The 13,973-nt window shown below is 65.9% G+C and carries 15 protein-coding genes; 10 read left to right on the forward strand and 5 right to left on the reverse strand.

All coding sequences use genetic code 11. The annotated features are described in order from the left end of the window. Positions 1-179: 179 nt before the first annotated feature. The 5 genes from J0I42_RS10485 to J0I42_RS10505 all read left to right on the forward strand — a co-directional run bounded on the left by J0I42_RS10485 (position 180) and on the right by J0I42_RS10505 (position 5,115). Positions 180-1,505, forward strand: coding sequence for a cytosine deaminase (locus J0I42_RS10485; protein ID WP_291654771.1), 1,326 nt, complete (start codon positions 180-182; stop codon positions 1,503-1,505). After that, complete coding sequence (locus J0I42_RS10490; RefSeq protein ID WP_291654772.1) at positions 1,502-2,926, forward strand: FAD-binding oxidoreductase; 1,425 nt, start codon at positions 1,502-1,504, stop codon at positions 2,924-2,926. Before J0I42_RS10485 ends, J0I42_RS10490 begins: the two co-directional genes overlap by 4 nt. A gap of 5 nt (positions 2,927-2,931) precedes the next feature. After that, positions 2,932-3,513: an NAD(P)H-dependent oxidoreductase gene (locus J0I42_RS10495; protein ID WP_291654773.1), complete on the forward strand. Its 582-nt coding sequence runs from the start codon at positions 2,932-2,934 to the stop codon at positions 3,511-3,513. A gap of 102 nt (positions 3,514-3,615) precedes the next feature. Further along, on the forward strand, positions 3,616-4,098 hold the full coding sequence (locus tag J0I42_RS10500; RefSeq protein ID WP_291654774.1) for a MarR family winged helix-turn-helix transcriptional regulator: 483 nt from the start codon (positions 3,616-3,618) through the stop codon (positions 4,096-4,098). 93 nt (positions 4,099-4,191) lie between these two features. Continuing rightward, positions 4,192-5,115 carry a DMT family transporter gene (locus J0I42_RS10505; RefSeq protein ID WP_291654775.1) on the forward strand — a complete coding sequence of 308 codons (924 nt, stop codon included), beginning with the start codon at positions 4,192-4,194 and terminating at the stop codon, positions 5,113-5,115. Between the two features lie 358 nt (positions 5,116-5,473). On the opposite strand, the gene J0I42_RS10510 is transcribed toward J0I42_RS10505, so the two are convergent. The 3 genes from J0I42_RS10510 to J0I42_RS10520 all read right to left on the reverse strand — a co-directional run bounded on the left by J0I42_RS10510 (position 5,474) and on the right by J0I42_RS10520 (position 9,353). Then, positions 5,474-7,438 carry a potassium transporter Kup gene (locus tag J0I42_RS10510; RefSeq protein WP_291654776.1) on the reverse strand — a complete coding sequence of 655 codons (1,965 nt, stop codon included), beginning with the start codon at positions 7,436-7,438 and terminating at the stop codon, positions 5,474-5,476. A gap of 78 nt (positions 7,439-7,516) precedes the next feature. Then, entirely contained in the window at positions 7,517-8,791 is a 1,275-nt protein-coding gene (gene ispG / locus J0I42_RS10515; RefSeq protein ID WP_291654777.1) for a flavodoxin-dependent (E)-4-hydroxy-3-methylbut-2-enyl-diphosphate synthase, read from the reverse strand. 13 nt (positions 8,792-8,804) lie between these two features. Next, entirely contained in the window at positions 8,805-9,353 is a 549-nt protein-coding gene (locus J0I42_RS10520; protein WP_291654778.1) for a Fur family transcriptional regulator, read from the reverse strand. Positions 9,354-9,464: 111 nt separating this feature from the next. On the opposite strand from J0I42_RS10520, the gene J0I42_RS10525 reads away from it, so the two are divergent. The 3 genes from J0I42_RS10525 (at position 9,465) to J0I42_RS10535 (ending at position 11,861) form a co-directional block, all read left to right on the forward strand. Continuing rightward, positions 9,465-10,250, forward strand: a complete 786-nt coding sequence (locus J0I42_RS10525; RefSeq protein ID WP_291654779.1) for a 3-hydroxybutyrate dehydrogenase — start codon at positions 9,465-9,467, stop codon at positions 10,248-10,250. Further along, complete coding sequence (locus J0I42_RS10530) at positions 10,247-11,320, forward strand: patatin-like phospholipase family protein (RefSeq protein WP_291654780.1); 1,074 nt, start codon at positions 10,247-10,249, stop codon at positions 11,318-11,320. The genes J0I42_RS10525 and J0I42_RS10530 overlap by 4 nt, the downstream gene beginning before the upstream one ends. 124 nt (positions 11,321-11,444) lie before the next feature. Beyond that, the gene (locus J0I42_RS10535; RefSeq protein ID WP_291654781.1) at positions 11,445-11,861 is read left to right on the forward strand and encodes a DUF3830 family protein; all 417 of its coding nucleotides are present in this window, start codon (positions 11,445-11,447) and stop codon (positions 11,859-11,861) included. A 101-nt stretch (positions 11,862-11,962) separates the two neighbouring features. On the opposite strand, the gene J0I42_RS10540 is transcribed toward J0I42_RS10535, so the two are convergent. After that, positions 11,963-12,283, reverse strand: a complete 321-nt coding sequence (locus tag J0I42_RS10540) for a polyhydroxyalkanoic acid system family protein (RefSeq protein ID WP_291654782.1) — start codon at positions 12,281-12,283, stop codon at positions 11,963-11,965. 188 nt (positions 12,284-12,471) lie between these two features. Here J0I42_RS10540 and J0I42_RS10545 point away from each other — a divergent pair, with 188 nt between their 5' ends. After that, positions 12,472-12,801: a YkvA family protein gene (locus J0I42_RS10545; RefSeq protein WP_291654890.1), complete on the forward strand. Its 330-nt coding sequence runs from the start codon at positions 12,472-12,474 to the stop codon at positions 12,799-12,801. 87 nt (positions 12,802-12,888) lie between these two features. Here J0I42_RS10545 and J0I42_RS10550 read toward each other — a convergent pair whose 3' ends face one another. Further along, entirely contained in the window at positions 12,889-13,098 is a 210-nt protein-coding gene (locus tag J0I42_RS10550; protein WP_291654783.1) for a hypothetical protein, read from the reverse strand. 174 nt (positions 13,099-13,272) lie between these two features. On the opposite strand from J0I42_RS10550, the gene J0I42_RS10555 reads away from it, so the two are divergent. Further along, positions 13,273-13,935: a hypothetical protein gene (locus J0I42_RS10555; protein ID WP_291654784.1), complete on the forward strand. Its 663-nt coding sequence runs from the start codon at positions 13,273-13,275 to the stop codon at positions 13,933-13,935. The last annotated feature ends 38 nt before the right edge of the window (positions 13,936-13,973 follow it).

Genomic DNA, 13,973 nt, shown 5'->3' on the forward strand with positions numbered 1-13,973 from the left:
CATGCTTGCTGATGATGCCGCCCTCATGCGCGATCCGGCCGGCATGAACAAGCCCGAATGCAAGGCTTTTCCGGCTGCGACGTCATCGGCGGGGGAGGAGAGGCCGGCGCGGCTTGCGGCTGTTCCATCGGCCCGGTATCTCCGAACCGGAGCTTGAGAGGCAGGAGAGGCGAGACAACGTGACGACCGGTTTCGCCCGCCTGCCCGACGCACCCGCTTTCCGCCTGACCGACCTGCGCGTTCCCCTCTGCCTGCTCGAGGGCGATGATATGCCGGCCGATGGCAATGGGCTGGCGCGCGTCGATCTCGCGATTGCGGATGGTCGCATCACCGCGATAGAGCCTGCCGGCGCGGCCTCCGCCGGGGCGGTGCCTGCCGCCAGTCTCGATGGCGGTATCGCTTTGCCACGACTGGTCGACTGTCACACCCATCTCGACAAGGGCCATATCTGGCCGCGCAGCCCCAACCCGGATGGGACTTTTCCGGGGGCGTTGAACACCGTCGGCGCCGATCGCGAGGCGAACTGGTCGGCACAGGACGTGCGGGCGCGCATGGATTTCTCGCTACGGACTGCCTTCGCGCATGGCACGGCCGCGATGCGGACGCATCTCGATTCGCTGGGCGAGCAGATCGGCATCTCCTGGCCGGTCTATGCGGAGCTGCGAGCAGAATGGATCGGGCGCATCGCGCTCCAGGCCTCGCCGCTCTTCGGCGCGACGGAGGCGCTCGATCCCGCGCATATGCAGGCGGTGATCGCCGCCGTGAAGGCCCATGGCGACAGGCTGCTCGGCTGCGTCACCTATATGATCCCGGAGCTCGACCAAGCGCTCGACATCCTGTTCCGGGCGGCGATCGAGAACGGCTTCGATCTCGATTTCCATGTCGACGAGACCAATGATCCGGCTGCCCGATCGCTGGAGTACATTGCCGACGCGGCTCTGCGCCACCGCTTCGAGGGCAAGATCCTGTGCGGACACTGCTGTTCGCTCGCCCTTCAGGCGCCGGAAGACGAGGCGCGGATCATCGCCAAGGTGCGTGAAGCCGGCATCGCGGTGGTCTCGCTGCCGCTGTGCAACATGTATCTGCAGGACCGCCAGACCGGCCGCACCCCACGCTGGCGTGGCGTCACGGCGCTGCATGAACTCAAGGCCGCCGGCGTGCCGGTGATGATCGCCTCCGACAATACGCGTGACCCGTTCTACGCCTATGGCGATCTCGATCTCGTCGAGGTGCTCCGCGAGGGCACGCGCATCCTCCAGCTCGATCATTCCGGCCCGGACTGGGCCAAGGCGGTGGCGCGCACGCCGGCCGAGGTGCTGGGCGTCGATGGCGGCGTCATCGCGGCCGGTGCGCCGGCCGATCTCATCCTGACGCGGGCGCGCGACTGGACCGAACTCTTCTCCCGGCCGCAGGCCGATCGCACCGTGCTGGTTTCCGGCAAGGCGATCGACCGGACGCTGCCGGACTACCGCGAACTCGACCATCTGATGGGCAGAGCATCATGACCGCACGCTACGACATCGCCACGCTGAAGACTCGCCTCGGAGGCATCCGCACCGAAGAAAACCCGGCGCTGGTGAAGCAGAAGAGCCGCGATTTCTTCTGGTACTCGCCGATCCTGAAACGTCAGCTCGACCATGTCGTCGCCGATATCGTGGTCTCTCCGACGAGCGAGGCCGAGGTGATGCAGGTGCTCGCCGCCTGCCACGAACTCGGCATTCCCGTGACGCCGCGCGGCACCGGCACCGGCAATTACGGGCAGGCGATGCCGCTCTCCGGCGGTGTGCTGCTCGATCTCTCCGGCTTCAACAAGGTCAAGGAGATCGCCGCCGGCCGCTATGTCGCCGAGCCCGGCGCGATCATGGCCCGCATCGACGACGAGACGCGCACGCATTCGCGGCAGGAACTGCGCCTGCACCCGTCCACCTACCAGACGGCCTCGATCGGCGGCTTCATCGCCGGCGGTTCGGGCGGCGTCGGCTCGATCAAATGGGGCGGCCTGCGCGACTGGGGCAACATCATCCGCCTGAAGGTCGCGACGATGGAGGCAAGCCCGCGCATCCTCGAATTCTCCGGCGAGGACCTGCACAAGGTCGCCCATGCCTATGGCACGAACGGCATCATCACCGAAGTCGAGATGCCGCTCGGGCCGGCTTACAACTGGGCCGATGTCATCGTCGGCTTCGAGGACCTGCGAGCTGCCACCGAGTTCGCCAATGCGGTCGGCGAGCAGGACGGGCTTGCGCTGAAGAACCTCTGCGTTGTCGCGGCGCCCGCGCCGCACGACTATTTCCTGCGTCACCGCAGGTTCCTGCCGCGCGACAGCCATCTCGTCATCGTCATGGCGGCCGATTTCGCGGTCGATGCGCTTTGCGCCTATGCGCAGCGCTTCAAGGGCGCGGAGCTGCTGCTGCGCTCCGACAAGCTCTCGCCGGAGGATGCCAAGGGCCTGCCGCCGGCCTATGAACTCGGCTGGAACCACACGACGCTGCGGGCACTGCGCGTCGATCCGACGATCACCTATCTGCAGGTGCTCTATCCCTATCCGAACCAGGTCGAGCTGGTCGACAGGATCCATGCCCGCTTCGGCGACGAGGTGATCTGCCATCTCGAATTCGTGCGCTTCGACGGCAAGATCACCTGCTTCGGCCTGCCGCTGGTGCGCTTCACCTCCGAGGAACGGCTGGAGGAGATCATGGCGATCCATGAGGAGATGGGCGCCCCGATCTTCAATCCGCATCGCTACACGCTGGAGGAGGGCGGCATGAAGCAGACCGACGAGGCGCAGCTCGCCTTCAAGCGCGAGGCCGATCCACGGGGCCTGCTCAATCCCGGCAAGATGATCGCCTGGGAAGACCCGTCCTACGACTACCGCTCGGGCAAGACCTTCCTGTTCCGCAGTCTGACCGAGGCCGGGGTCGGCTAAGGATCATGCGCGTCCTCGTCCTCTATGCCCATCCTGTGCCCGAGAGCTTCGGGGCCGCCATCCACGAGACGGTGGTCGCAAGCCTGAAGGCGGCGGGGCACGAGGTCGACGATTGCGATCTCTATGCCGAGCAGTTCGACCCGGTGCTGAGCCGGGGGGAGCGGCGCGGCTACCACGACACGGCCAGCAACACATTGCCGGTTGCCGGTTATGTCGAGCGCGTGAAGCGGGCCGAGGCGCTGGTGCTGTGCTTCCCGGTCTGGAATTTCGGCTATCCCGCGATCCTCAAGGGCTTCCTCGATCGCGTCTTCCTGCCCGGCGTCTCGTTCAGGATGGTCGATGGCAAGGCACAGCCGGCTCTGCACAATATTCGCCGGCTCGTGGCAGTGACCAGCTATGGTGGCTCGCGCTGGCGCGCCTTCCTGATGGGCGACCCGCCGCGCAAGGCGGTCTGCCGGGCGCTGCGGGCGGTCTGCCATCCGCTGGCGCGCACGACCTATCTCGCGCATCATGAAATGAATCTCTCGACTCCGGCCAGCCGGGCGGCATTCCTGAAAAAAGTCGCGGCGAAACTCGCGCTCTCTTAGCTCTGACATCCGATTGTCATCCGTCTGTCATGTTCGCGCGCGAATACGCAGCCGGCGAAGCGTCTGCTTACCTGTCCAAGGATCGGCCCGAAGGATCGACCCATGACCAAGGCAATCGAGAAGAGTGTCGGCCGTGCCCTGCTCGTCACCGCGCGGCTGCACCGTTCGCGGATGGGCGAGAGGCTGAACGGGCTGGGCCTGTTTCCGGGGCAGGAGCAGGCGCTGAAGGCGCTGCAGCCGGCCCCGATGACGATGGGGGAACTCGCGGCCCTGCTGCGCGTCAAGCCGCCGACCGTGTCGAAGACGATCGGGCGCCTCTCGCTGCAGGGGCTGGTCACCCGCGAAGGCGGCAACCGCGACGGCCGGCTCGTGCAGGTCGCGTTGACCGAGGCCGGGCAGAGCACCGCAGCCGAGCTCGACGCGGTCTGGAACGAGGTCGAAGAAGAGCTTCTCGACAAGCTCGACGGCAAGGAGCGCAAGCAGTTGCGCAAGCTCCTGCGCAAGGCGGCCAAGGGCCTGTCCAAGGCCGGCGCCGAGCATGACGATCCCGATACCGATCTCGACGAGGCCGATAGCGACGCCTGATTTCTGCATGGACCGCATGCTTCGGCGTGCTGGCGATGAGGCTTAAATCGGTTCAATCTGCCTTCGTCATTCCTTCAGAGCATGGCGAGGCCCGTGTCTTCCCCTTCAGAGGCGCCTTCCGAGACGGGCCGTGCGCGCATGGTTGCGATCGGCCTGATGTGCGCGGCCGTTCTGCTGTTCTCTCTGCTCGATACCAGCGCGAAATGGCTGGGCCAGTCGATGAACCCGCTGCAGGTGGTGTTCGCGCGCTATGCCGGCAGCATGATCCTGGTGCTGGCGGTGATCAATCCGTGGACCCGGCCCGGCGTGCTGCGGACCAAACGGCCGTGGCTGCAATGGGGCCGCTCGTTCCTGCTGCTCGGCTCGACCGCGCTCAACTTCGTCGCGCTGCGCTATCTCCAGCTCGCCGAAACGATCTCGATCATGTTCGCGACGCCGCTCCTGGTGGCGCTGGCATCGGGGCCGCTGCTCGGGGAATGGCCGGGGCCGCGCCGGCTCGCTGCGATCGGCGTGGGCTTCATCGGCGTGCTGGTGGTGACGCGGCCGGGAATCGGGGGCATGCATCCGGCGGCGCTGCTGATCGTGCTGGGCTGCCTGTGCTACACCTTCTACTCATTGTCGACCCGGATGCTCTCCGGCCATGATTCGTCGGAAACGACGATGATCTATTCGGGCGCGGCGGGGACGCTGGCGACCATCCCGCTGCTGCCCTGGGTCTGGGAAACGCCGCAGACGCTCCTGCCCTGGCTCCTGATGTTCGCGGTCGGCGCGTTCGGGGGCTTCGGCCACTGGCTCCTGATCCTGGCGCATCGGCTGGCGCCCGCGACCGTGCTGGCACCCTTCATCTATTCCCAGATCATCTGGATGCTGCTGCTCGGCTGGCTGGTCTTCGACCAGCTGCCGGACCGCTGGACCTTCGTCGGCGCCGGCATCGTGATCTCGTCCGGGCTCTACCTGCTTTATCGCGAGCGGGTGCGGCATGTGCCGAAGGAGGCGGCCTCGGCACGACTGGATTGAGGCTGCAGAAGGCGCGTCATATGCGGGCTTGACCCGAGCAGCGCTAGAAGGAAATGCGCGGGGAACGCTCTCCTGTAGGAAGAGGCAGGGTGAGGGGTAGGCCGCTTACCGAATTTTCCACGAGGTGGTCGCTGCGCAGCGGTGAGGCCTCGCCTCGCTGGTTCAGGGGCCTACACCTCACCCTTGCCCCTCCGTTGATCCCGGGCTTGCCCGAGATCAGCGCTTGAAATGTCTAAGTCTGCAGCAGCCGACGTCGATACAGGATAGGGGTTTCCTGTGGTTCTAGTGTTCCTCTGGTCATGAGATGCTCCGGTCAAGCCCGAGCATGACGCCTTCCTTGGAAGGCGTCTGCGCCCGGTCAGACCGTGACCTGCGTGCCGACCTCGACGACGCGGCCGGTCGGAATCTGGAAGAAGTCCGTGGCGTCGGTCGCGCTCTTGGTCAGGCCGATGAAGAGGTTGTCCTGCCAGATCGGCATGCCCGATTGCGGCGAAGGCTTGATCGAGCGGCGGGACAGGAAGAACGAGGTCGACATGATGTCGAACTTGAAGCCCTGCTTGCGCAGCGTGGCCAGGCCCTTCGGCACGTTCGGGCTCTCCATGTAGCCGTACACCATCTCGACCCGCCAGAAATCGTCGGTGATGCGGGCAAGGCGCACGCGCTCCTCCTCCGCGACGCGCGGTGTATCGGCCGAGCGCACGGTCAGCACGACGTTGCGCTCGTGCAGCACCTTGTTGTGCTTGAGGTTATGCAGAAGCGAGGCCGGCGCGGTTTCGGGGTCGCTGGTCAGGAAGACCGCCATGCCCTTCACGCGGGCCGGCGGGCTCTTCGAGAGCATGGTGACGAGTTCGAGCAGCGGCACGTCGGTCTTGCGGGTCTTGTCGAAGAGGATCTTGGTGCCGCGCATCCAGGTCCACATCACCAGGGTCAGACCCATGGCGAGGAGCACCGGCACATAGCCGCCATGGAACAGCTTCAGCATGTTGGCGGAGAAGAAGGAGACGTCGACCAGGAAGAAGGGAAGGATGAGTGCGGCAGTTGCCGGCAGGCTCCAGCCCCAGTGACGGCGGATGACGATGGCGGCGAGTGTGGACGAGACCACCATCGTGCCGAAGACCGAGATGCCATAGGCATGCGACAGGCTGGACGACGTCCGGAACGACCAGACCAGGATCAGCACGACGACGAGCAGCAGCAGGTTGACGCGCGGCACGTAGATCTGGCCGGAGGTCTGCTCGGACGTGTGGCGGATCTCCATGCGCGGCAGGAGGCCGAGCTGGATCGCCTGCCGGGTCAGCGAGAAGGCGCCCGTGATCACTGACTGGCTGGCGATGATGGTCGCGACCGTCGCCATGATCACGAAGGGCAAAAGCAGCCCCTGCGGCGCGAGCCGGTAGAACGGATTGTCGATGGCGCTGGGGTCGGAGAGGATCAGCGCGCCCTGGCCGAGATAGTTGAGCCACAGCGCCGGGAAGACGACATAGAGCCAGGCGCCGCGGATCGGGCCGCGGCCGAAATGGCCCATATCGGCGTAGAGCGCCTCGGCACCCGTCACCGCCAGACAGACCGAGCCGAGCACGGCCAGCGCGACGCCGGCGTGATCGCGGAAGAAGAGCAGCGCGTAGTACGGATTGATCGAGCGGAAGACACTGAGATCGTCGGCGATATGGTAGATGCCGAGCCCGGCCAGCGTCAGGAACCAGACCAGCATGACCGGGCCGAAGAAGGTCGCGACGCGATGCGTGCCGTGGCTCTGCATCACGAAAAGACCGATCAGGATCACCGAGGCGATCCAGAGGATGTATTCGTCGAGCGCCGGCGTGATCAGCTTCACGCCCTCGATGGCGGAGAGCACCGAGATTGCCGGGGTGATGACGGTGTCGCCGTAGAAGAGGCCGGCGCCGATCATGCCGAGCAGCAGGGCGACATGGCTGCGGGCGCGGCCGAGGCTGCGCTGCGCCAGCGCGACGAGGGTGAGGATGCCGCCTTCGCCGTTGTTGTCGGCGCGCATCAGCAGCACGACATATTTCAAGGTCACCACGATGACGAGTGACCAGAGGATCAGCGAGAGCACGCCGATGACGACCGTGGGAGCGATGACCGCGCCCTGTTCGCCGCCGGTCGCGGCCAGCAGGGTCTCGCGCAGCGCATAGAGCGGGCTGGTGCCGATATCGCCGTAGACGACGCCGAGCGCGCCCAGCGCCAGCGCAGCGAAGCCCTGCTTGCCATGCCCGGGGCCATCGTTCTGGCCGTGCCCGGCATCGAGGCCGAAGCGTGAATCCTCCGGCCGGACGGTCGCAGGATTCGGGTTCTCATGCCCCATCAGGGATCTCCGCACATGCTGCGGTGCAGCGAAAGGCCGGGGCCTCTAGCACGTTGCGGGCGGCGCGCAAAGGCGTGATCAGCCGGTGACGCCGAGGCCGGCGCCGAAGCGCCGCTCGACATAGCTGGCGACCATGGTCTTGAACTCGGCTGCGATGCCGGCGCCGCGCAGGGTGGCGACCTTCTTGCCGTCGACGAAGACCGGAGCCGTCGGCGCCTCGCCGGTGCCGGGCAGCGAGATGCCGATATCGGCATGCTTGGACTCGCCCGGGCCGTTGACGATGCAGCCCATCACCGCGACGTTGAGGTTCTCGACGCCCGGATAGCGCGTCTTCCATTCCGGCATGGAACTCGAAATCCAGTTCTGGATATCCTGGGCCAGTTCCTGGAAAACGGTCGAGGTGGTGCGCCCGCAGCCGGGGCAGGCGGCCACCAGCGGCACGAAGGCACGGAACCCCATGGTCTGGAGCAATTCCTGCGCCGTCCTGACCTCGAGCGTGCGGTCGCCGCCCGGCTCGGGCGTCAGTGAATAACGGATGGTGTCGCCGATGCCTTCCTGCAGGAGGATGCCAAGCGCGGCCGAGGAGGCGACGATGCCCTTCGAGCCCATGCCGGCCTCGGTCAGACCGAGATGGATGGCGTAGTTCGCCCGGCTCGCCAGCATGCGGTAGACCGTGATCAGGTCCTGCACGCCGGAGACCTTGGCGGAAAGGATGATGTATTCGCGGGCGAGGCCGAGCTCCTCGGCGCGCTCGGCCGAGAGCAGGGCCGATTGCACCATCGCTTCGCGCATGATGGCGCGGGCATCGAGCGGGCGGACGGCACGCGCGTTCTCGTCCATCAGCGCCGTCAACAGTTCCTGGTCGAGCGAGCCCCAGTTGGCGCCGATGCGTACCGGCTTCCTGTATTTGGCAGCGAGCTCGATGATCTGCCCGAACTGCTTGTCCTTCTTGTCCTTGAAGCCGACATTGCCGGGATTGATCCGGTATTTCGCCAGTGCCTCGGCGCAGGCCGGATGATCGGCGAGCAGCTTGTGGCCGATATAATGGAAGTCGCCGACCAGCGGCACGTCGACGCCGATGCGGTCGAGCCTTTCCCTGATCTTGGGGACCGCTGCCGCCGCCTCGTCGCGGTCGACGGTGATGCGGACGAGTTCCGAGCCCTGGCGGGCGAGCGCCGCGACCTGCGCTACGGTCGCCGCGATATCCGCGGTGTCGGTGTTGGTCATCGACTGCACGACGATCGGCGCGCCGCCGCCGACGGTGACATGGCCGACCTTGACGGGGACGGTGAGCTGACGGGCGAGCGGCCCGGCGCGTTCCGGCGTCAGATAGGAAAAGGCGCGCTCGTTCATGCGGGCTGCTCTATCACGAACCGGCATTCCGGCAATGCTCGCACCGTCCGACGATCTCGACCATCTGGTGCGAGGGTGAGAATTGCCGGTTTTCGGCGATGGCCGCCACCGCTTTCTTCATCGCGGGCGAGGAATCCTCGTCGACCCCGCCACAGGATTCGCAGATCAGGAAGGCGACGACCTCGTTCGCGCCATGTCCGTGCAGGCAGGCGACATAGGCGTTCTTCGACGAGAGCCGGTGCACGAAACCCTGATCCACCAGGAAATCAAGCGCGCGGTAGATCGAGATCGGAGCCAGGCGCCGCCCGCCGGCCGGCGAGATGCGGTCGGCGAGATCATAGGCGCCGATCGGCCGGTGGTCGGCATGGAGCGCCTCCAGCGCCTGCCGCCGGATCGGCGTCAGGCGCAGGCCCCGTTCGCGGCAGATCCGTTCGGCCCGGGCGAGGGCTTCCGCCGCGTGGCGGCGGTGATCCTCGGCATGGCGGCAAGGGCCTTCGCCATGGGCGTGCGACACATGGTCATGGTCGCCGTGATGATGCGCGTTCGGCTGCATTTTCGTCATGTTGCGTTGCAAAGACTCATCGGGCAACCTGCGACGATATCCTGTCGGCGTATGCCTGTTCGACCCCGAACCTAAGCATTTTCTCCCCGATTGTCAGGAGCCTTGACGCTCATGTTCCTCAAAGACCGTACCGCTGCGATCACCGGCTCGACCTCCGGTATCGGACTGGCCTATGCCCGCGCGCTGGCGGCCGAGGGCGCCAACCTCGTCATCAACGGCATCATGGCCCCGGCCGATGCCGAGAAGCTGCGCACCGATCTGGAGCAGGAATTCGGCATCAAAGTGGTGTTTTCGGGGGCGGACATGACCAAGCCGGCCGAGATCGCCGGTTTCATCGCCGAGGGCGAGAAGGTCTTCGGCGCCATCGATATCCTGATCAACAACGCCGGCATCCAGTTCGTCTCGCCGATCGACGAGTTTCCGATCGAAAAATGGGACCAGATCATCGCGATCAACCTGTCCTCGGCCTTCCATACGATCCGCGCCGCCCTGCCGAAGATGAAGGAGAAGGGCTGGGGCCGCATCATCAACACGGCCTCGGCGCATGCGCTGGTCGCCTCGCCCTTCAAGTCGGCCTATGTCGCGGCCAAGCACGGCATCGCCGGCCTGACCAAGACGGTGGCGCTGGAAGTCGCGACCCAGGGCATCACCGTCAACGCCATCGCCCCCGGCTATGTCTGGACGCCGCTGGTCGAGAAGCAGATTCCGGACACGATGAAGGTGCGCGGGCTCACCAAGGAGCAGGTCATCAACGACGTGATGCTCGCCGGGCAGCCGACCAAGGAATTCGTCACGGTCGAGCAGGTGGCGGCGCTGGCGGTGTTCCTGTGTACGGATTCGGCCAAGTCGATCACCGGGACGACGTTGCCGATCGATGGCGGCTGGACCGCTGCGTGAGCGGTCGCCCCTCCCGCAAGGCCGAGCCTGTCAAGAGGCTCGCCGGCCCGAAGGCGGAGAAGACGGTCTCGCTGGCGCTGCAGGGCGGAGGCGCGCATGGCGCCTTCACCTGGGGCGTGCTCGACGCCGTCCTGGAAGACGGGCGCCTTGGTATCGAGGCGCTGACCGGCACCAGCGCGGGGGCGATGAATGCCGTCGTGCTGGCCGAAGGCTGGATCGATGGCGGCATCGACGGCGCGCGCGCCAAGCTCGAGGCGTTCTGGCGGGCGATCAGCGTCGACGGCAAATATGGTGGCTCGGAGCGTTCCCTGCTCGACACCATGCTGGGCGCCTGGGGCAACACCAACGGCACGCCGCCGGGCATGCTCTTCTTCGAGATGTTCTCGAAGGTGGCGAGCCCCTATGACGTCAACCCGCTGAACATCAACCCGCTGCGCGGCGTCGTCGCCGATCTCATCGATTTCGAGAAGGTCAGGGCCTGCGACGCGGTGAAGCTGTTCATCGCGGCGACGAATGTCCGCACCGGCAAGATCACGGTGTTCGACGGCAAGGACCTGACCCCGGACCATGTGATGGCCTCGGCCTGCCTGCCGATGGTGTTCCAGGCTGTCGAGATCGGTGGAGAAGCCTATTGGGATGGCGGTTACATGGGGAACCCGGCCCTGTTCCCGCTGTTCTACCAGGCGCATTGCGACGATATCCTGCTCGTCCAGATCAACCCGATCCAGCGGCGTGAGCTGCCGACCAAGGCGCGCGAGATCCAGGACCGGCTGAACGAGATCACCTTCAACGCCTCGCTTCTGCGCGAACTCAGGGCGATCGACTTCGTCAACCGGCTGATCGATGCCGGCAAGCTGCCTCGCGAGGAATACAAGCGCGTCCTGATGCACCGCATCGACGGTGGGCCGCCTTTGGCCGAGCTGACGTCCTCGTCGCGGATGAACGCGGAATGGTCCTTCCTGCTCAAGCTGCGCGACATGGGCCGCACCGCCGGCAAACGCTGGCTGAAGCGCAATTACGAGGCGATCGGCAAGGCCGGTACGCTTGATCTTCGCGAAGCGATCGGCTGAGCGGGGCGCCGCCGGTATCCTTCACGTTACGGCGTCGCAGTTGTTCCGGCAGTGCCTCTTGCTGGGGCCGAGACGTAGTGCCATTCAGCAGGCTCGCAGATTTTCCAAGAAGACGGGGGATTTCATGAGCAAGCTGATCGTCACCGCCGGGCCGTTCAAGTTCGACGCGAGGTTCGAGCTCGAAGCTGCGCCGAAGACCTGCGCCGCCTTCAGGAAGCAGATGCCGTTCATCAGCAAGATGGTGCATGTGCGCTGGAGCGGCGAGGGCGTCTGGATGCCGCTCGGCGATCTCGATTTCGGCGTCGGCTACGAGAACAACACCGCCTATCCGGCGCCGGGCCACATCATCCTGTATCCGGGCGGCGTCAGCGAGACCGAGATCCTGCTCGCTTATGGCGGCGTGCAGTTCGCCAGCAAGGCCGGCGTGCTCTCCGGCAACCACTTCATTACCCTGACCTCGGGGCTGGAGAACCTCTACACGCTCGGGCGCAAGACGCTCTACGAAGGCGTGCAGGACGTCCGCTTCGACCTCATCGACTGAGCGCGCTCGGCGATCGGATACGGAACAAGGGCAGGGCGCGGTGCGTCCCGCCCTTTTTCATGTCATGGCTGGCGGAGTTTCGACCGTTCCGGGGAAGGGCTTCAGGCCTTCGGCTTCTCCAGCAGGATCTGGCCCTGCTTCTCGACACCAATCTTGAGCTTCTCTGCGAAGATCGCGAGCATCCAGGGCAGCGTTACCTCGACGCGGATCAGCCTGTCCTCGACCTCGACGCGGCCATGGACCGTGTGGCCGAGCGCGCCGACGCCGAAATGCAGTGCGTCGCCCTCCCAGCGCTCCTCGACCAACTGCATCCGCACCATGCCGAGCCGGTCGCGGATCTTGTCGACGCCGCCACGCAGCCGCGCCAACGCGGTGTCCCGGCCGAGATCATGCGAGATGGTAATGGAAACGGGTTTGCCCATGACAGCTCATCGGAAGGGGAGGGAGCACTCTACATGGCAGTGGCGGCGGCATTTTTCCAGCGTTGCCGGGCAGGGCGACCTCGCGGGAGATATCTGCTAACCGAGACGGTGCGCGACCAAATTCCAGAAGGGCTGTCACGTTGCTGGAGCGAGCGAAGCGCTGGGCGCGCCTGCTGAAGCGCGATGTGATGGCGCTGTGGATCGCCGCCCGCGACAGCCGGACACCCTGGCATGCGAAACTGGTCGCCGGTCTGGTCGCAGCCTATGCCCTCAGTCCGATCGACCTCATCCCGGATTTCATCCCGATTCTCGGCTATCTCGATGACCTGATCATCGTGCCGATCGGCATCCTCCTCGTGGTCAAGCTCATTCCTGAGCCGTTGATGGCCGAGTACAGGGCGATGGCGGCAGAACAGGCCAGACAGACGAGTTATGGCGGTATGATCGCGATCCTGGCGATCTGGATCGCAATTGCAGCCGCGCTGCTCTGGTCTGCATGGCCTGGAGGAACGCGCTGAGCCGTCAGCCCCGGACATGGAAAAGCCCGCCGAACAGGCGGGCCTGATGATCCGTCGCTTTCGCCGGATGCCCGGCTTTCGTCCGCCTCAGTCGCGGTCGTTCAGGCGCTTCTGGCCGGTCTGGGTGACCCGCCAGATGGTGCCGTCCGACTCGACGAGACCACGATCCTGCAGGGCATGCAGCATCGTTTCGTCGAAGATGAAGTGGCGGGTTTCCTCCTCGATGCTCTCCAGCGCGATCCACTCGGGATCGGAGAGAACGAACGGGTGAGCGATCTGGAGGTGCTGAACATGCATGCGCGTCTCCTTCTCGTTGATGGCCCCTGTTCTTCGGTAGGTCGCATTCAATCATGACGTCGTCATGGCCGAACAGGTGAAGAAATGTGACCCAGTTGTTTTGTCGCGGGCTGGAACCCGGCCGCGCCGGCTTCGTTCTCTGGCCATGCCCCTTTCAGAAACGGAGAGACAGCCATGGCGATCAGCAACAGCTTCCCGCCCGACGTTCCGAAGGCCGCCGAGGAGGCCGGCGAAACCGTGAGCGCAAGCGTGAGCAGCCTGCGCGACAAGGCGGCGGAGTTCGCGGGCAAGGCCAGCGAGACCGTCAAGGATGGTTACGGCCGGGCCAAGGAGGCCTGGGATGAGGCGGAGCCCCTCGAAGCCGCCCGCAGCAGCGGACAGGCGGTGGTGCAGACCGTCGAGCGTCATCCGCTCGCGGCGCTGGGGCTCGGCGTGCTCGGCATCGGCTTGGTCGCCTGGGCAACGTTGCGCAGTCAGCCCTCATCCGGCTGGGAGCGCTACCAGCCCGACTACGGCCGCTGGCGCGGCTGGCTGCAGGATTACGGTTCCGAGGCCGCGGATGCCGGAAACCGCGCTCTGAAGTCGGGAGCAGGCTGGCTGCGCTCGCATCGCGATGTGGCGGATGATTATGCCGACCGCGCCGGCGACTATGCGGCGATCGCCCGCGACTATGCCGACAGGGGCGGACGCATGCTGGCGAAGCGCGCCGAGCGGGAGCCGATGGCCGTCGTGGTCGGGCTGGGACTCGCGGCCTATTTGATCGGCTCGCTGCTGTCCTCGGCGTCGGCCAGCGAGCGCCCGGCCGCGCCGGCCCGCAAGCGCGCGACCCGGCGATGATGCGCTTTGCAGGTCAGGCCGCAGGCGTTTGACCGGTT

Origin of the sequence: Allobosea sp., from assembly GCF_017308015.1 — a bacterium.
In the GTDB taxonomy this organism is placed as follows: Bacteria; Pseudomonadota; Alphaproteobacteria; order Rhizobiales; family Beijerinckiaceae; genus Allobosea.